We start from the raw sequence: 17,083 nt of genomic DNA, 5'->3' as shown, positions 1-17,083 counted from the left end.
GCACCTTGGGAGATGAAAGTTGAAAAAGCCGTTTAACCGACTGCAGGCTTTGATGATAAAGGCCATGGCAGAGGCGCTGTTCTACAATCGGAAAATGGCGATTTCAGCCGATCAGGTGGTCGACAACCTGCAGGAACATTTCACCAATATCGACGGCAAGAAGCCGGATGAAATCCGTCTGGCGCTCTATGGGCTGCTGGCGGTTCTCGGTGGCCCGTTTTTTCTCGCAGCGACCCCGCGGATCCGCAAGAAGCTGATCAGCAGACGCTTGCAGAAATCGCGGATCGATTTCCTTCAGGACATTGCCCGCACCAAGGGTGTCATTCTCGCGGGCTATTATGGTCATTGGCACCATGGAGACGAAGAGGAGAATTTCGACAATCCGATCTTCGCCGACCTGAATTTCGAACTGCCGGCGCAGCGCGACCGGTCGGCTCCGGGCGAGCGGCCCGTCCGGCGGGAGACGCACCGTGATCTGACCGCAAAAGTCTTTGTCGGCCATGGCGCAGTTCCGGAAGAAACCGATGTCATCGTGATCGGCTCGGGTGCCGGTGGCGCTGTCGCTGCGGCGGCCGTCGCCGACGAGGGACATGAAGCTCTCATCATCGAAGCCGGCAGCCATTACCCATCGTCGCGCCTGACCCATGAAGAAGCCCGGATGACCGCGCGGCTGTTCAAGGACGGCGGGCTACAGACCACGGCCGACCGTGACATCATCGTGTTTCAGGGCCGCGTGGTGGGCGGTTCTACCGTCATCAACAACGGTATCTGCCTGCGCATGAAACAGGCCGGTCTGGTCCACCCGGAGGCCGAAGATGTTTACGAAACATGGGCCCGGCTGGGCGCGCCGATAAGCGAAACCAGCCTGGCTGCCAGCTATGATGCGATCGAGCAGACGCTCAATGTCTCTCAAATCGACACGATCACCGGTCGCAACAATGGGCCCCATCTGATCGACGGCTGGAACAAATATGCAGCACAATCGAGCGACCCGAGGGACAAGACCGCGATTACCGCGTGGTTTCGCAAAAATTATGGTCCGCCCACGCCGGACAGCGAGTGCATCTATTGTGGCTATTGCAACACCGGCTGCCCTTATGGCCGGAAAAAGGCAATGCCGGAAAGTTACCTGTCACACGCGACCGGCGATGCCCGCAGCAAGCCCGCCCGGATATTGGACCGGGCCGAAGCAACCGAAATTCTTTGGGCCGAGGGGGCCAATGGCAAACGGATCGCCGATGCCGTCAAGATCAACCTGAAGGGCGGCGGCAAGCGGGTCATTCGGGCCCGCAAGGGCGTGGTCGTGGCCGCGGGCGCTCTGGCCTCCAGCAACCTGTTGTACAATAGCGGCATCCTGCAATCGGGCAGCAATATCTCGCTCAATATTGCCTGTCCCGTCGTCGCTCTGATGCCCGAAGGCACAAAGGTCAACGCCTGGGACGAAGACCAGATGGCCACCTATATTGATCGCGGTGACTTCCTGATCGAAAGCCATTTCCAGCCGCCCATGAGCATGGCCATGCTGGTGCCGGGCTGGTTCGAAGACCATTATGAACGGATGAGAAATTATAGCCGGCTGGTCTCGGCCGGTGTCCTGTTCCCGGCCGACCGACTCGGCCATATGAAAGACGGGAAGCTCAAGCTGAAGATTGGAGAGAAGGAGCTGGCACTGTTACGCCGCGCACTGGCAACCATGACCAAGGTCCATTTTCTCAACGGAGCGGTCGAAGTCTACCCTGCCCTGCTTCGCGGCCAAACGCTGACCAGCGACATGAGCCATGCCGCAATTGATGCCTTTTACGAAAAAGCCATTGTCGAGCCGGATGACGTCGTGCTGTCGAGCTCACATCCCCATGGTGGCAACGGGATCAACGAGGACCCGCACAAGGGTGTCGTCGACCTCAACCAGCGGGTTCACAACACGACCAATTGCTACGTCACGGATGCCAGCGTGATGCCCAGTTGCATTCGCGTCAACGCGCAATTGACAACGATGGCGATGGCGCACCGGGCAATGGCGGGAAAAAGACGCTTCGGCTAGTCTTTGAAAGCAAAATCCGGCAGCGACTGAAAGGCATTTTTCAATGCATCGCCCCAGCCGGTCGATATGGACTGGAAATAGGGATCGTCCTTTTCGATCCGCTGCTGTCGGCTTATCGCGAAACTGTTGGCTTCATAAACCTGCATGTCGAGCGGCAAATCCACCGCCAGATTGGCGCGGATCGTCGAGTCGAAAGAGACCAGCAACAGTTTCACTGCATTTTCGAAAGACATTTCCGGATCGAAACCGCGAACCAGAATGGGACGGCCATATTTCGTTTCGCCACTTTGGAAAAACGGGCTGTCATCGCTGGCCTCGATAAAGTTGCCGGCAGGGTAGATCAGGAACAGCCTCGGGTCGCTACCCTTGATCTGGCCGCCTAGAATGAGCGTGGCGCCAAAAGGAGACTTGGATTCCTGCCCTTCTCGGGCATAGGTTTTAACCACCTCCCGCAAGGTCTCGCCGATGATCGTGGCGACCTGGAACATGGAAGGAGCCTGCAGGATTGAAGGATTTCTCTCGTCGGGGTGCTTGCCGCGCTCGTCCAGCAAGCTGATCACCGCCTGCGTCGTCGCCAGATTGCCCGCCGAAAGCAAGGTGATGACCCGTTCGCCCGGCACTTCCCAACTGGTCAGCTTTTTCACCTGGGCGATATCGTCTACGCCCGCATTGGTGCGTGTATCGGACATGAAGACAAGGCCGCGTTTCATCCGCAGGCCTACGCAATAAGTCATTTTTAAATCCCTGATCTAGCTTGAAGGCCGGATTACTGCTGAACCTGCAGCGTGACAATCATATCTTCGCTTCCCGGTCCAAATCGCAGTCCGGAAATCGGCGATGCTTCCCGGTAATCGAGGCCGGTCGCGATGCGTACATAGCGCTCGTCGGGCGAATAGCCATTGGAGACGTCAAAACCGACCCAACCCAGTCCCTCGACATGCGCCTCTGCCCAGGCATGGGTTGCATCCTGTTCCACCCGATCGGTCATCATCAGATAGCCGGAAACATAGCGGGCCGGAAATCCCAGCAAGCGCGCAGCGGTGCAGAATATGTGACTGTGATCCTGACAGACACCCTCGCCTGCCTTGAGCGCAGTTTCGGCTTCGGTCTCGGCATTCGTTTTGCCCGTCTGATAGGCGACTTTATTTATGATAGCAGCCGACAGGGCATGCAGCTTGGCAACATCGCTCTCAAAATCATCGCCGAGCGCCTTGACCAGCTTCCTGGTTTGCGATCCCGGCCTGGTCAGATCGGTCGCCCCCTTGAAATACCAGAGCGGCGCAAAGCCCGAATGCGATCCCAGTATGCCGCTACCATCGCTATTTTCAACCTCGCCGGTGCATCGGATCGCAATATCCGTCCGCCCCCGCTCAATGCTGATCAGGTCGACATGATTGCAATGCTGGTCTTCGAAAGACAGCTCCACCTGGCCGCCGTCGATCTCGATGCCCCAGTTTCGGATTTCCTGCCCGGGCCGCTGCTTCGGCCGCAGACGCACTTGCTGCAAGGCATATTGCACCGGAGCGTCATATACATAGCGTGTCTCGTGATTGATCTTCAGCAGCATGATTATCCGGCCCTGTCCTGAAAATTGAAATCCGTCTCGATCTGCGCGGCGAGCTGATTGTTTGCCCGTATGAAATCAGAAATATATTCGTGCAGTCCATATTCAAAAATCGCCTCGATTGGCCGACTCAATATATCGTTGCAGATCTCGTCCGCCAGTTCGCCAGAGCGACTTTTGGTCTCGTAATTCTGGTCGAGGTAATTCAGATTATCGCTGATCTTGGCGTAACAGAATGTCAGAGAACGCGGCATTTGCCTGTGCAAAATCAGATAGTCCGCGACGGCTTGCGCGCTAATGTCCGGACCGTTCAGCCAGCGAAAAGAACGATGTGCCGAAACCGATCGCAAAATCGTCTCCCACTGGACATTGTCGACCGATGACCCGATCAGCGCGACCGATGGCAGCAGCAGATAATATTTCACATCCAGAATGCGAGCGGTGCTGTCAGCCCGCTCCAGAAAGCCGCCCAGCCTGAGAAAATTGAACCCGTCATTGCGCAACATCGTGCCGAGCGTGGCTCCCCGCACCAAGGCGCTTTGCTGCCGGATCAGCCCCAATGTGTCGGGCAGGTCCTGCTCCTTGACCGGCTTGGCCATCGCGGCTTTCAGTGTGATCCAGCTCTCGTTCGTCGCTTCCCAAACCTCTCTGGTCAGCGCGGTTCTCGCCGTTCGCGCACTATCCCGCGCTTTTTTCATCAACGCCATGACACTGCCCGAATTGTCTCGATCGCGAAGCAGAAAATCGATAACATTGACGGAATCAAAATCATCATGCTTGCGCCGATAAGCTTGCAGCACGCCGGAGGATTTAAGCACCGACGACCATTCGTCACTCGCCGAAGCAGAACGGGTCAGCGCAATCCGGAATCCCGCTTCGATGAAACGGGCGCTATTTTCCACACGCTCGAGATAGCGCGACATCCAGAACAGACTGGCGGCTGTTTTTCCCAGCATCAGATATGCTCCCTCATTCTTCCAGCACCCAGGTGTCCTTGGTGCCTCCGCCCTGGCTGCTGTTCACGACCAGCGAACCCTTGGTCATGGCCACCCGGGTCAGACCGCCCGGCGTGATATTGATACCGTTGGAAGAGACGAGAACAAACGGCCGGAGGTCGACATGACGCGGCGACAGCCCTTTTTTCGTGAAGATCGGGACCGTGGAGAGTGCCAGAGTCGGCTGGGCGATGTAATTGCTGGCATTGTCGATCAGCTTGGCCCGGAAGGCGGTGACTTCCTTCTTCGACGCCGCCGGACCGACCAGCATGCCATAGCCCCCCGATCCGTGCACCTCCTTGACGACCAGCTCTTCGAGATGATCCAGCACATAGGCCAGTTCGTCTTTTTCCGAACAGCGCCAGGTTGGAACATTTTCCAGCAGCGGCTTCTCGCCGGTATAAAATTCGACGATGTCCGGCATATAGCTGTACAGTGCCTTGTCATCGGATATTCCGGTTCCGGGTGCATTGGCGATGGTGATGCCACCTGACCGATAGACATCGAATATTCCCGGCACGCCAAGCATGGACTGCGGATTGAAATTGAGCGGGTCGAGATATTCATCGTCGATCCGGCGGTACAGTACGTCAATCGCGGTATAGCCTTCGGTGGTTCGCATTGCGACACGACCGTCGACAATCTTGAGATCATGGCCTTCAACCAGTTCAACGCCCATCTGGTCGGCCAGAAAGCTATGTTCGAAATAAGCGCTGTTGTGAATCCCCGGTGTCAACACCGCGACGACCGGTTTTCCCTCGCATTGCGGCGGAGCGCAGGCGGCAAGCGAACGCCGCAACTGCCCGGGATAGTTGCTGACTTCCTGCACCTTGATCCTGGCAAACAGCTCGGGAAACATCTGCAGCATGGTTTCGCGATTTTCCAGCATATAGCTGACCCCCGACGGGGTCCGTGCATTATCCTCGAGCACGTAGAATTCTTCGTCACCGGTCCGCACGATATCGGTACCGATAATATGGGTGTATATGCCGCCGGGCGGATTAACGCCAATCATCTGCGGCAGAAACGCCTCGTTATTGGCGATCAGCTCAACCGGCACTCTGCCCGCCCGCAATATTTCCTGCCGATGATAAATGTCATAGAGAAAAGCATTGATTGCGCGGACCCGCTGCTCGATCCCTTTTGACAGCTTGCGCCATTCGCGCGCTGACAGCACCCGCGGCACGACGTCGAACGGAATCAGCCGTTCGTCGGCTTCATCTTCTCCGTAAACATTGAAAGTAATCCCGGTTTTCCGGAAAAAAGCTTCCGCATCAGCGGATTTGCGGTGCAGGCGCTTGACATTTTCCTGATCAAGCCAGTTTTTATAGTCCTGGTAGGGAGGCCGGATGTCGTCCCCGCTACCCAGCATTTCATCGAACAAGCAAATTCCCCCTCAAGCGAAGCGTGAAAACCTGTCCTCCCGCAGCAAGGCTAACGGAACAGCGATCGGGAAGCAAAGGAAATAGGGAAATCCTGCCGCAAGTTTATCGCATATCGGGGTAGAGTAGCGAAAAATGCGCTGCCTGCCTGCGAACCGGGACAATTTCGATCTGCCCTCAGGCGCCTTCGCCTCTACTCACAATACTTTACTTCCCGCCGATATCGTCTAATCGCTGCTCCGACTAGTTTGGAGATTATCATGCGTGCCGACGCGCAAGCCTATGTCGACCGGATCGACGCTGCACTTTCCCTGATCAAAACCGCACTCAACTGGGATGTTGCCCTGCGCCGTCTCGACGAGCTCAACGCCCGGGTCGAGGATCCGACCCTGTGGGACGACCAGAACGCTGCCCAGGCCGTCATGACCGAACGTCGCCGCCTCGATGAATCGATCGGCGCCGCGCAGGAAATCCAGCAGGAACGCGACGACGCGCTCGAATTTATCGAAATGGCCGAGGAAGAAGGCGATGCCGGCCTGGCCGACGAAGGCGTTGCCACACTCGAGAAACTCGCCACCCGCGCCGATCGCGACAAGGTCAAGGCACTGCTGTCCGGCGAAGCCGACGGTCTAGACACCTATATAGAAATTCATGCAGGCGCCGGCGGTACCGAAAGCCAGGACTGGGCCGAAATGCTGCTCCGCATGTACCAGCGCTGGGCCGAGGCGCGCGGCTACAAGGTCACCATGGTCGACTATCAGGCGGGCGACCAGGCGGGCATCAAATCGGCCACCATCGAGGTCAAGGGCGAGAATGCCTACGGCTATGCCAAGACAGAAAGCGGTGTTCACCGGCTGGTGCGTATCTCGCCCTATGACAGTGCCGCCAAACGCCACACCAGTTTCTCGAGCGTCTGGGTCTATCCTGTGATCGACGACAGCTTCGAGGTCGAGATCAACGAGAGCGACCTCAAGATCGACACCTATCGCGCTTCCGGCTCCGGCGGCCAGCACGTCAACACCACCGACAGCGCCGTCCGGATCACCCATCAGCCCACGGGAATTGTCGTCGCCAGCCAGAATGACCGCAGCCAGCACAAGAACCGCGCCACCGCGATGGGCATGCTGAAAGCGCGTCTTTTCGAAGCCGAGTTGCAGCGCCGCGAGGCCGAAGCCTCGGGCGAATATGAAGCCAAGACCGAGATCGGCTGGGGCCACCAGATCCGCAGCTATGTCCTCCAGCCCTATCAGATGGTCAAGGATCTGCGCACCGGTCACACCAGCAGCGCTCCGGGCGATGTGCTCGACGGCGCGCTCGATGACTTCATTGCCGCGACACTGGCCCAGAAAGTGACCGGCGAAGCGGTTGATGTCGAAGACGTCGACTGAGGATATCATCCGCTCGTTTCGATCGCTCTGAGCCTGTAGAAGATGTGTCTGTCACCTTGAATATGCTTCGACCGGCTCGGCGCAAACGGTCACCATAATTGCCCTGCCCCCGGACACGTCCTTGATGGTGTCGCAAATAACCGCGCCATGATCCATTCCTTATGGAACCAATGACCTGCGCTATACGTAGGACAGGCAGACTCATGCGATATCGACCCGTCAACTGACCATCATTGCAGACCAGGATATCTTGTCTCTGGTCAGTTCACACATGTCACGTCGCCACTTTTGGGAAGGACGCTGTCATATGGAAACCACCGAACTTGTTGTAAACGGGGAGACCCACAAGCTGGAGGCCGACAGCCGCGTCACTCTGCTCGACGCGTTGCGCAACCATCTCGGGCTCACGGGCACCAAGAAGGGCTGCGACCATGGTCAATGCGGAGCCTGCACGGTCATTGTCGAAGGCCGGCGGATCAATTCCTGTCTGACTTTGGCCTGCATGCATGGCGGTGACACAATCACGACCATCGAGGGCATCGGCCAACCGGACAATCTCTCGGCGCTGCAATCCGCCTTCGTCGAGCATGACGGTTTCCAGTGCGGCTACTGCACACCCGGCCAGATCTGTTCTGCTACGGCAATGATCGAAGAAGCCAGGGCCGGATGGCCGAGCTTCGTTTCCGATGATCTCGACGGTCCCGCAGAATTGAGCGATAAAGAGATATCGGAGCGGATGAGTGGCAACCTCTGCCGCTGCGCCGCCTATCCCAATATCGTCAACGCGATCCGTCAGGCCGCCGGAGAGCAATCATGAAATCCTTTCACTATGCGCGAGCCACCGGACGGAGCGACGCCACCGCACAGGCAGTGAAAGACGCGGCCTTTATCGCCGGCGGGACCAACCTGCTGGACTTGATGAAACTCGAGGTGATGACCCCCGACAAGCTGGTCGATATCAACCGGCTGGACCTCTCGGAGATCAGCGAGACCGATGACGGCGGTTTGCGGATCGGCGCACTGGTGACGAACAGTGACTGCGCCGCAGACAAGCGCATCCGCGACGACTATCCGGTCCTGTCACGCGCCATCCTTGCCGGCGCGAGCGGACAGTTGCGCAACAAGGCAACCACCGGCGGCAACCTGTGCCAGCGCACCCGCTGCTATTATTTCTATGATACCGCCATGCCCTGCAACAAGCGGGAGCCCGGTTCCGGCTGTCAGGCGATGCAGGGTTTCAACCGCATTCACGCGATACTGGGGGCGAGCGATGCCTGTATCGCCACCTATCCCGGCGACATGGCTGTGGCGATGACGGCGCTGGATGCGCTGATCGAGATTGAAGACAGTAGCGGCGATATCCGGAATGTTCCGATACAGGATTTTCACCGCCTGCCCGGCGACCATCCGGAGAAGGACAATATCCTTGAAGCCGGTGATCTGATCATAGCGGTGATTTTGCCGCCACCCGTAAAAGGCAAGCAGGTTTACCAGAAAGTGAGGGACCGTGCTTCTTACGCCTTTGCACTGTGCTCGGTGGCAGCTGTTATAAAAATGGGCGAGGATTCAATAGCCAGCGCCGCTCTGGCATTTGGCGGGTTGGCGCATAAACCCTGGCGTGACGAAACCGTCGAGGAATTGCTGGTCGGACAACGGCCTTCCACAAAATTGTTTGGCAAAGCCGCCGATCACCTGCTCGCCGGAGCACAGGGCTATGGCAGCAATGACTTCAAGATACCCCTGACGCGACGCGTTTTGATTTCGGTCCTGAAAGAGGCCACGCAGACAGGAGCAGCAGCATGAACGCGCATCGGAAAATGGACAAGCCAGACAATCGCAACCGGCTCGATGATATGCGCCAGGGACTGGTCGGAACGGCGATGGACCGGCCCGACGGTCCGCTGAAGGTTTCCGGCCAGGCCACTTATGCGCACGAGTGGGATGTTCCGGACATGGTCTACGGCGTTCTCGCCAGAGCGACCATTTCCAAGGGGCGCGTCACCGACGTCGCGAGCGAAGCGATACTGTCGGACGAAGCGGTACACGCGGTCATCACCGACGATCGCCTGCTGCGGCGCCCGGCCCAGGGCGGCGCCAATGAAGCGCCTGCACAGGGTGCAAAGAAGGTTGATTATTTTGGTCAGCCGATTGCGCTGGTGGTTGCTGATACATTTGAAAAGGCACGCCATGCTGCCAACCGGCTGCCGATCCGCTACGAAGCGGAAGGCAATGCCGCCTTTGACCCCGAGGCAGCGGAAACCGAGGTCGACAAGCCCGAGGATGACCAACTGGATCAGGGCGATCTTGATCAGGCGATGCGCGACGCCGCCTTCACCGTTAACCAGATATATCGCACGCCCGGCCACAACAGCGCCGCAATGGAACCGCATTGCGCTATCGCCAGCTGGGACGGCGACAAGCTGACCCTGCGCGGCAGCTACCAGATGCTCAATTTCAATATCAATGAACTGGCTGACGCACTGAACATCGTTCCGGAAAATATCCGGATGTTGTCCCCCTTTGTCGGCGGCGGCTTTGGTTCGAAACTGGGCCTGTCGCCGGAAGCGGTGGCCGCGGCCATTGCCGCGAAAGAGATCGGTCGACCGGTTTGCGTCACCTTGTCTCGCCAACAGGTTTTTGAAACCACGATGCGCCGGTCCGAAACCCGCCAGCATGTCCGGCTAGCTTGCGGAGAAGACGGCGTCTTGACGGGTCTTGGACACGAATGTCTCGTCTCCAATCTGCCGGGCGAGGAATTTTACGAGCCCGTCACCCAGGCAACCCATTTCCTCTATGGCGGACAGAACCGCAAGCTTGGCATCGAAGTCGCACGGCTTAACCGCACTTGCGGTGGCTCCGTCCGCGCGCCGGGCGAAGCGGTTGGTATGCAGGTCCTGGAAAATGCCATGGATGAACTGGCGGAAGCCGCCGGCATTGATCCGGTCGAGTTCAGAAAACGCAATATTCCCGAACAGCATCCGGAAAAGGACATTCCTTATTCCTCCCGCCGGTTCACCGAAGCGCTCGATGAAGGTGCAAAGCGGTTCGGATGGGACAAGCGCAACCGGAAGCCCGGTGGAACCCGCGACGGCGACTGGCTGATCGGGCACGGCATGGCAGGCGCCGCCCGGGTAAATATTCTTTCGGAAGCGAAGGCCAGAGTAACGCTGCGCGGGGATGGCACCGCCGTGGTCGAAACCGACATGACAGACATCGGCACCGGGACCTACGCGATATTGACACAAATTGCCTGCGACATGCTCGGCTTGCCGGCGGACAAGGTGGAAACCAGACTGGGCGACACCGACTTTCCCGCCGGACCGGGATCGGGCGGATCGTGGGGCGCATCCTCCTCGGGTTCGGCAGTCTTTCTGGCCTGCGAGGAAATTCGCAGCAAGATCGCCGAAAAACTTGGTAGCGACGAAGCCGATCTCACCCTCGCCGACGGGAACGCCGGCACTGGCGCCTCGGCACGACCCGTGTCCGACATTCTGGACGGACAGGAAATATCCGCGATCGGCCATATCGAGCCCGGTAAGACATTGGAGGACTGGCAACAGGCGACCTACGGCTCCTATTTTGCCGAAGTCGCCGTCAACGCGGTAACCGGTGAAACGCGGGTCAAACGGATGCTCGGCGTGTTCGGCGCAGGACGAATACTAAACGAAAAAACCGCAACATCGCAATGCTATGGCGGCATGATCTGGGGCATTGGCAGCGCGCTGACCGAAGAAATGGCATTCGATGAGCGGGACGGACATATCGTCAACCACGATCTGGCCGAATATCACATCCCGGTGAATCTCGACGTGCCGCAGATCGAAGTCGTGCTGCTCAAGGAGCGCGACGAATATGCCAGCCCCATTCAGGCCAAGGGTATTGGTGAACTGGGTATATGCGGCGCCGCAGCCGCGATCACCAACGCGATCTACAACGCCACCGGTATTCGGGTGCGGGACTATCCGGCGACGCTCGACAAAATACTGGCCGGCTTACCGGACCAGTAGGAGGGAACCGGCTTTCCTGTCCGGATGCGGACCGGGAAAAATATCATGCTGGCACCGACAGCAAAGAGGGATTGAACCGGACCCTGCGCTCCCCTAGTCTTCCGTCGATGAAATATTATGCCGCCCCGCTTGGGGGCCAGCCCGCCCGGCTGATCACTGGCCTTGCTGCCATAATGCTGATGATGGTGCCTCTCGGTGCCTGCAAGCGGCTGCCTGACGACGATGAGCTGCGCGCCGAAACCGCGCGGGCCTATCCGCCTGCTTCCCGGCCAGTATCGGAACTGGCCGGCAATCAATGGTCGACCGAGACCGCCCGCGACAAGCGTGGCGAAGCCGAAGAGATCATGAAGGCTGCCGGGCTTGAACCGGGCATGACGGTCGCCGACATCGGCGCTGGCGAAGGCTATTACACCGTGCGGCTCGCGGAGAAAGTCGGGGCCCGGGGCCGGGTTCTGGCGCAGGATATCGACGAAGGCGCGATCGACCGGCTGGCCGAGCGGGTCAATCGGGAAAGCCTCGACAACGTATCGATAAAGCTCGGCGCGCCGGATGATCCACGGCTGCCCGAGAAAAGTTTTGACCGGATATTCCTGGTCCACATGTATCACGAAGTGCGCGAGCCCTACGCCTTCCTCTCGCGCCTGCGTCCGGCCTTGATCGGCAAGGCCGGAGATCACGGTACCGGTGAAGTGATTGTAGTCGACGTCAACCGCGATTTCTCCCAGCACGGCATCCCGCCGAAGCAGCTATTCTGCGAATTCGAAGCAGTCGGCTACGAGCTGGTCGGCTTCATGGAGCGGCCCGAACTTGGCGGTTATTTCGCGCGTTTTCGAGCCAAGGGTCCGGCCATCGCACCCGGCGACATAAAGCCCTGCCCCTATCAGCGGGACAGCGGCTAGGATCCAGTGTTTTCGAGCGCAGCCAGCCATGTTTTTCTTGCTCGCCGCGCCTTTCGCGCCAAACGCCGCCAGTGGCGCCGGTCGCGCGAAGACAGTCCTTCGCGATCCGACCGATCGCTCAGAACGGCCGGCGCATCTTCGCCATATTTGGTGAAATAATATCTGATCTCACGCTCGTCCCTGTTACGGCGATAGGACGGTTCGAATAGACCAAGCATTGATGACTCCCGCAAATCATTCCAGACCCGTTTACAACTTATTCACTATAACAATAGTTGTAACCCGTTTCAACGATTTACAGTAATTTACTTGCAGGAGATCGGCACCCCATCGGCGCGCAACCGGCAGGGCCTAGCCCTCGTCGCCCATTTTCAGCGCGGCAATGAAGGCTTCCTGCGGGATGCTGACATTGCCATATTCGCGCATCTTCGCCTTGCCCTTCTTCTGCTTGTCGAGCAGCTTCTTCTTGCGGCTGATATCGCCGCCATAGCATTTGGCGGTCACATCCTTGCGCATCGCCGAGATGGTCTCGCGGGCGATTACCTTGCCGCCGATCGCGGCCTGCACCGGGATCTTGAACAGATGCCGCGGGATCAGGTCCTTGAGCCGCTCGCACATGTGCCGGCCGCGCGCCTCGGCGGCGTCGCGATGGACGATCATGCTCAGCGCGTCGACCGGATCGCCGTTGACCATGATGTTCATCTTGACCAGCTGCCCGGTGCGCAAGCCGATCTGGTGATAGTCAAAGCTGGCATAGCCGCGCGAAATGCTCTTCAGCCGGTCGTAGAAATCGAACACCACCTCGTTGAGCGGCAGTTCATAGACCACCTGCGCCCGGTCGCCGACATAGGTCAGGTTCTTCTGCACCCCGCGCCGGTCCTGGCAAAGCTTCAAGATACCGCCGAGATATTCGTCGGGGCAATAGATGGTCGCCTCGATCCACGGCTCCTCGATCTCGCGAATCTTGACCACGTCCGGCATGTCCGCCGGGTTGTGCAGGAATTGCTCGCTGCCATCGTTCATCTCGATCCGATAGACCACCGACGGCGCCGTGGTGATCAGATCCAGGTCATATTCACGCGTCAGCCGCTCCTGGACAATCTCCAGATGCAGCAGCCCCAGAAAACCGCAGCGGAAGCCCTGCCCCAAAGCCGCGCTCGTCTCCATCTCGAAGGTGAAGCTCGCATCGTTAAGCCGCAGCTTGCCGATGCTCTCGCGCAATTTCTCGAAGTCCGCCGCATCGACCGGGAACAGGCCGCAGAAGACCACCGACTGCACTTCCTTGAAGCCCGGCAAAGCCTCGGGCGCCGGATTCTTCACCGTGGTGATCGTGTCGCCGACCGCGGTCTGGCTGACTTCCTTGATCTGCGCGGTGATAAAGCCGATTTCACCGGCCGCCAGTTCCGGCAATTGTTCGATCTTCGGTCGCATGCAGCCGACCCGGTCGACCAGATGCTCGGTGCCCTGGGCCATGAACTTGATCCGCTGGCCCTTGGTCAGCACCCCGTCGATCACCCGCACCAGAATGACCACGCCGAGATAGGGATCATACCAGCTGTCGACCAGCATCGCCTTCAATGGCTTGTCGCGGTCGCCGCCCGGTGGCGGAATTCTTGTCACGATCTGCTCGAGAATATCCTCGATACCGATCCCCGACTTGGCGCTCGCCATCACCGCGTCCGACGCGTCCAGCCCGATGATCTCCTCGATCTCGTTGCGCACCCGCTCCGGCTCGGCGGCCGGCAGATCGATCTTGTTGAGCACCGGAATGATCTCGTGATCATGCTCGATCGACTGGTAGACATTGGCCAGCGTCTGCGCCTCGACCCCCTGCGCCGCATCGACCACCAGCAACGCGCCCTCGCACGCCGCCAGGCTCCGCGACACTTCATAGGCAAAGTCGACATGACCCGGCGTGTCCATCAGGCTGAGTTCATAGGTCTCGCCATCCTTGGCGGTATAGTTGAGCCGCACCGTCTGCGCCTTGATCGTGATTCCGCGCTCGCGCTCGATATCCATATTGTCGAGCACCTGCTCGCTCATCTCGCGCTCGGTCAGCCCGCCGGTATGCTGGATCAGCCGGTCGGCGAGAGTCGATTTGCCATGATCAATATGGGCGATGATGGAAAAATTGCGGATATGGGAACGTTCGGTCATCCGCGCCCGTTAGCAGGGGCTCAGCCCCTTGTCAGCAGGAAACGTCAGCAGGATAGATCAGCAAAAAACGACCGCCCCGCGCCACCCATTTTACCCGCCGCTCCGCCGCGCGCGCCGCGATCGAACTTTACACACTTTACACGGTTATGAATTTGAAAAGCTTTGGGGTTTTTCGGGCGCGATTTGCGCAGCAGTTCCGGCCCGTAAAAGCGGATTGTTCAGCTTGGGAGCAGGCAGGCTGAACGGGCGGCAGGGAGAAGGCACCGGACAGCCGCATAACTTTCCTGTCCGCATTTGCAGAGGGAGTGGATCGGGGTTCGATTGTCAAAGAGCCATTGGCGAATATGCCACGGGGCCAGCGCTGTAGGAAAGCCTGTTGAAAAAACCACATTCCTCCGCGTTGTGCAGCAATGGGGATGTGGCAGCCGGAACGGCTGACGGAGGGGCAAATGCGGCAAACAAACCCAACTTTCCTCCCTGTCGCGTAGTGATGGGGAGGTGGCCTGCCCGGCAAGAACAGCCCTTCGAGAGCCGCCCAACACCCAAAAACCGCGTCCAGCCCGGCCAGCCCCAATACCATCCTGCGGTTGCCTCCTCCCCACCGCTCTGCGGTAGGGCGGAAAAGCCCGTGCAGTTCTAGTCCCGGGCGGGCATGGCTCCGGCCGGCGGAACCGAAATATCGGTGGCACGTTCCGGTCGCCCGATCTGCTCGGTCGGGAAATTGACGATCAGCAGCATGGCCACCGAAAGGCCCTGCGCCACCATCAGCAACAGCAGCATCGCTCCGGGCTCGGCGAGGAACGCGAAGGATCCGACCAGGATGCCGGCCAGGCTGATCCCCATGTTGGAGACCGCCATGAAGATCGAGAACTGGGTCGCCGAAATGGCCGGCGGACTGAGCCGCATGTTGATCACCACATCGCTGATCCCGCCGAGGAAATGCAGGGCCGTCCAGCCGAGGACGAAGGTCATCAGGACGCGCGGGTCGCTCCAGCCGTCGGCGGACCAGATCATCCAGCCGAGCAGGCCGACAAAGGCCAGGCGTAGCAGCCACAGGGAGCGCTGCGCGCCGATCCTGCCGACGGCAAAGCCGCCGATGGCGATCGTGACAATGCCGGCGACCAGTTGCGCCGTGCCGTTGAGCGAGCCAAGCTGATCTTCGGTCCAGCCGGTATCGCCGGTCGCGATTAGCGGGACTGCGATAATGCAGATTCCATAAGTCAGGCCGGAAACGAGAAGATTGGGGAACCAGGCCAGGCTGTGCCCGGACAGCGAATTGCGAAAGGCGCCCTTGAGCAGTAGCAGCCAGTCACCCGCATGGGCGCTGCGGTTGACCTCCTGGGTTTCTCCTTCGGTCCACGGCAGACGGCGCTCGCCGACCCGTTCGCGCGTCCAGATGATATGCACGGTCACCAGCAGAACGAGAACACCGCAGGCGACATAGGCGGCGCTGGCACCAAAGGCATAGACCATGGTGCCGGTGAGCGCGGCGGAAACGGCGATACCGATAACCTGCCCGCCCGAGGCCAGCGCGCCGCCCATCGACCGCTCCTCCTCCGGCAGGATGTCAACGGTCAGGCCGTCGACGGCGACATCCTGAAACACGGTGGCAGTGTTGACGGCCAGTCCGACGATGCCGAGAATCAGCACTTCATCAGGACCTGGATTGACGATGGCGAAGAGGACCAGCAGCGAGATCATCACCGCCTGCGCCCCGATGATCCAGACCCGCCGCCGGCCCATCGAGAGCAGGGTGTAGCGGTCCATGACGAAGCCGGCGACAAATTTGAAGCTCCAGGGAATGCCGACCATCGCCACGACAAAGGCGATATCGGCTGCAGATGCACCGTTGACCGCCATCCACGCCGGGATGGTAAAATCGAACAGGCCAAGCGGAATGCCCTGCCCGGCATAGAGCAGAAATATCGTGAACAGGCGCAGATTGCGGCTGGTCTCAAGCGATGGAGGCGGGCGCGTCGCGCCGGACAGGATCGTGGATGTCAACAGAGGTCCCCCGAACGTGCAAATCTGGATAATTTGCGTCCGACCCTCTGCTGCCTGCCGGGATGGCCGGCGGAATTGCCCGGCGAATGACGGGTCGCAAAATCACTCGCCGGACATTTCGGGGGTAAAAGCGCCAGGGCGACGCGATCAACCACTGAAAACGCGTCTATTTGACGTCGATCTTCCGCATCAGATAATCGCCGGTGATGGTCCGGATCGTCGGGTAGAGGTCCTTGGAAATCTGCCGTGATTCCTTGACCTTGGTTTCTCCCCATTTCTGCATGAACGCGTCATATTTCGCCTTGTTCGGCGCGAGATCGGCGGTATTGGCGAATTTGACAATCAGCAGCATGTTGAAGTCACCGGACTGCGGAAAATCGCTGCCGTAGATGGAATAATCCTCGATATGCCCAAGCTCTTTCGCGACCTCGTTACTGGCAATCCATGTCGAGCGAAGGCCTTCGAGATAATATTCGCCCATATTGGCGTCGACCTTGACCGTGCTGATCGACCAGACCGCGTCGGACAGTTCATAATCCGCATATGGCTCCAGTTGCGCCTGCGCCGGTGTCGCCGCAGCAAGCATCGCGGCTCCCGCAATCACAGCAAATTTACCGATATTTTTCATAATCTTTCCCCCATTTAC

14 protein-coding genes are annotated in these 17,083 nt (G+C 59.1%); 6 read left to right on the top strand and 8 right to left on the bottom strand.

Features of this window, described 5'->3' with window-relative positions; translation table 11 throughout:
- Positions 1-19 precede the first annotated feature (19 nt).
- Positions 20-2,041, top strand: coding sequence for a GMC family oxidoreductase N-terminal domain-containing protein (locus SPHFLASMR4Y_RS02770; protein ID WP_260807047.1), 2,022 nt, complete (start codon positions 20-22; stop codon positions 2,039-2,041).
- On the opposite strand, the gene SPHFLASMR4Y_RS02765 is transcribed toward SPHFLASMR4Y_RS02770, so the two are convergent.
- From SPHFLASMR4Y_RS02765 to SPHFLASMR4Y_RS02750, 4 genes are read right to left on the bottom strand one after another with little or no spacing between them, the layout of a single operon-like run.
- Positions 2,038-2,775 carry a peptidase gene (locus SPHFLASMR4Y_RS02765; RefSeq protein WP_089132197.1) on the bottom strand — a complete coding sequence of 246 codons (738 nt, stop codon included), beginning with the start codon at positions 2,773-2,775 and terminating at the stop codon, positions 2,038-2,040. The two genes, SPHFLASMR4Y_RS02770 and SPHFLASMR4Y_RS02765, sit on opposite strands and share 4 nt — an antisense overlap.
- Before the next feature lie 32 nt (positions 2,776-2,807).
- Positions 2,808-3,608, bottom strand: coding sequence for a transglutaminase domain-containing protein (locus tag SPHFLASMR4Y_RS02760; RefSeq protein ID WP_089132196.1), 801 nt, complete (start codon positions 3,606-3,608; stop codon positions 2,808-2,810).
- A 2-nt stretch (positions 3,609-3,610) separates the two neighbouring features.
- Positions 3,611-4,561 (bottom strand): alpha-E domain-containing protein, encoded by a 951-nt coding sequence (locus SPHFLASMR4Y_RS02755; protein ID WP_089132195.1) that lies wholly within the window; start codon positions 4,559-4,561, stop codon positions 3,611-3,613.
- 13 nt (positions 4,562-4,574) lie between these two features.
- The gene (locus SPHFLASMR4Y_RS02750) at positions 4,575-5,972 is read right to left on the bottom strand and encodes a circularly permuted type 2 ATP-grasp protein (protein WP_089134636.1); all 1,398 of its coding nucleotides are present in this window, start codon (positions 5,970-5,972) and stop codon (positions 4,575-4,577) included.
- Between the two features lie 270 nt (positions 5,973-6,242).
- Here SPHFLASMR4Y_RS02750 and prfB point away from each other — a divergent pair, with 270 nt between their 5' ends.
- The 5 genes from prfB (at position 6,243) to SPHFLASMR4Y_RS02725 (ending at position 12,276) form a co-directional block, all read left to right on the top strand.
- Positions 6,243-7,370: a peptide chain release factor 2 gene (prfB, locus tag SPHFLASMR4Y_RS02745; protein ID WP_089132194.1), complete on the top strand. Its 1,128-nt coding sequence runs from the start codon at positions 6,243-6,245 to the stop codon at positions 7,368-7,370.
- A 307-nt stretch (positions 7,371-7,677) separates the two neighbouring features.
- Positions 7,678-8,187, top strand: coding sequence for a 2Fe-2S iron-sulfur cluster-binding protein (locus SPHFLASMR4Y_RS02740; RefSeq protein WP_089132193.1), 510 nt, complete (start codon positions 7,678-7,680; stop codon positions 8,185-8,187).
- Positions 8,184-9,173 (top strand): FAD binding domain-containing protein, encoded by a 990-nt coding sequence (locus tag SPHFLASMR4Y_RS02735; protein ID WP_089132192.1) that lies wholly within the window; start codon positions 8,184-8,186, stop codon positions 9,171-9,173. Before SPHFLASMR4Y_RS02740 ends, SPHFLASMR4Y_RS02735 begins: the two co-directional genes overlap by 4 nt.
- Positions 9,170-11,377 (top strand): xanthine dehydrogenase family protein molybdopterin-binding subunit, encoded by a 2,208-nt coding sequence (locus SPHFLASMR4Y_RS02730; protein WP_089132191.1) that lies wholly within the window; start codon positions 9,170-9,172, stop codon positions 11,375-11,377. The genes SPHFLASMR4Y_RS02735 and SPHFLASMR4Y_RS02730 overlap by 4 nt, the downstream gene beginning before the upstream one ends.
- 107 nt (positions 11,378-11,484) lie before the next feature.
- A complete protein-coding gene (locus tag SPHFLASMR4Y_RS02725; RefSeq protein ID WP_409928904.1) occupies positions 11,485-12,276 on the top strand; it encodes a class I SAM-dependent methyltransferase in 792 nt (263 codons plus the stop codon).
- Here SPHFLASMR4Y_RS02725 and SPHFLASMR4Y_RS02720 read toward each other — a convergent pair.
- The 4 genes from SPHFLASMR4Y_RS02720 to SPHFLASMR4Y_RS02705 all read right to left on the bottom strand — a co-directional run bounded on the left by SPHFLASMR4Y_RS02720 (position 12,273) and on the right by SPHFLASMR4Y_RS02705 (position 17,065).
- A complete protein-coding gene (locus tag SPHFLASMR4Y_RS02720) occupies positions 12,273-12,494 on the bottom strand; it encodes a hypothetical protein (RefSeq protein ID WP_089132190.1) in 222 nt (73 codons plus the stop codon). The genes SPHFLASMR4Y_RS02725 and SPHFLASMR4Y_RS02720 overlap by 4 nt on opposite strands.
- 133 nt (positions 12,495-12,627) lie before the next feature.
- Complete coding sequence (gene lepA, locus SPHFLASMR4Y_RS02715; protein WP_089132189.1) at positions 12,628-14,433, bottom strand: translation elongation factor 4; 1,806 nt, start codon at positions 14,431-14,433, stop codon at positions 12,628-12,630.
- Positions 14,434-15,069: 636 nt separating this feature from the next.
- On the bottom strand, positions 15,070-16,437 hold the full coding sequence (locus tag SPHFLASMR4Y_RS02710) for an MFS transporter (RefSeq protein WP_186266029.1): 1,368 nt from the start codon (positions 16,435-16,437) through the stop codon (positions 15,070-15,072).
- 166 nt (positions 16,438-16,603) lie between these two features.
- Entirely contained in the window at positions 16,604-17,065 is a 462-nt protein-coding gene (locus SPHFLASMR4Y_RS02705) for a hypothetical protein (RefSeq protein WP_222102947.1), read from the bottom strand.
- Positions 17,066-17,083: the final 18 nt, after the last annotated feature.

Origin of the sequence: Sphingorhabdus sp. SMR4y, from assembly GCF_002218195.1 — a bacterium.
GTDB lineage: Bacteria > Pseudomonadota > Alphaproteobacteria > Sphingomonadales > Sphingomonadaceae > Parasphingorhabdus.
The sequence above is the reverse complement of the archived record's forward strand: the minus strand, read 5'-3'. Positions and strand labels throughout refer to the sequence as shown.

Coding starts and splice junctions, on each gene's coding strand:
- prfB (WP_089132194.1), top strand. CDS start 6,243: ATGCGTGCCGACGCGCAAGCCTATGTCGACCGGATCGACGCTGCACTT.
- lepA (WP_089132189.1), bottom strand. CDS start 14,433: ATGACCGAACGTTCCCATATCCGCAATTTTTCCATCATCGCCCATATT.
- SPHFLASMR4Y_RS02720 (WP_089132190.1), bottom strand. CDS start 12,494: ATGCTTGGTCTATTCGAACCGTCCTATCGCCGTAACAGGGACGAGCGT.
- SPHFLASMR4Y_RS02760 (WP_089132196.1), bottom strand. CDS start 3,608: ATGCTGCTGAAGATCAATCACGAGACACGCTATGTATATGACGCTCCG.
- SPHFLASMR4Y_RS02750 (WP_089134636.1), bottom strand. CDS start 5,972: ATGCTGGGTAGCGGGGACGACATCCGGCCTCCCTACCAGGACTATAAA.
- SPHFLASMR4Y_RS02765 (WP_089132197.1), bottom strand. CDS start 2,775: ATGACTTATTGCGTAGGCCTGCGGATGAAACGCGGCCTTGTCTTCATG.
- SPHFLASMR4Y_RS02740 (WP_089132193.1), top strand. CDS start 7,678: ATGGAAACCACCGAACTTGTTGTAAACGGGGAGACCCACAAGCTGGAG.
- SPHFLASMR4Y_RS02725 (WP_409928904.1), top strand. CDS start 11,485: ATGAAATATTATGCCGCCCCGCTTGGGGGCCAGCCCGCCCGGCTGATC.
- SPHFLASMR4Y_RS02755 (WP_089132195.1), bottom strand. CDS start 4,561: ATGCTGGGAAAAACAGCCGCCAGTCTGTTCTGGATGTCGCGCTATCTC.
- SPHFLASMR4Y_RS02730 (WP_089132191.1), top strand. CDS start 9,170: ATGAACGCGCATCGGAAAATGGACAAGCCAGACAATCGCAACCGGCTC.
- SPHFLASMR4Y_RS02735 (WP_089132192.1), top strand. CDS start 8,184: ATGAAATCCTTTCACTATGCGCGAGCCACCGGACGGAGCGACGCCACC.
- SPHFLASMR4Y_RS02705 (WP_222102947.1), bottom strand. CDS start 17,065: ATGAAAAATATCGGTAAATTTGCTGTGATTGCGGGAGCCGCGATGCTT.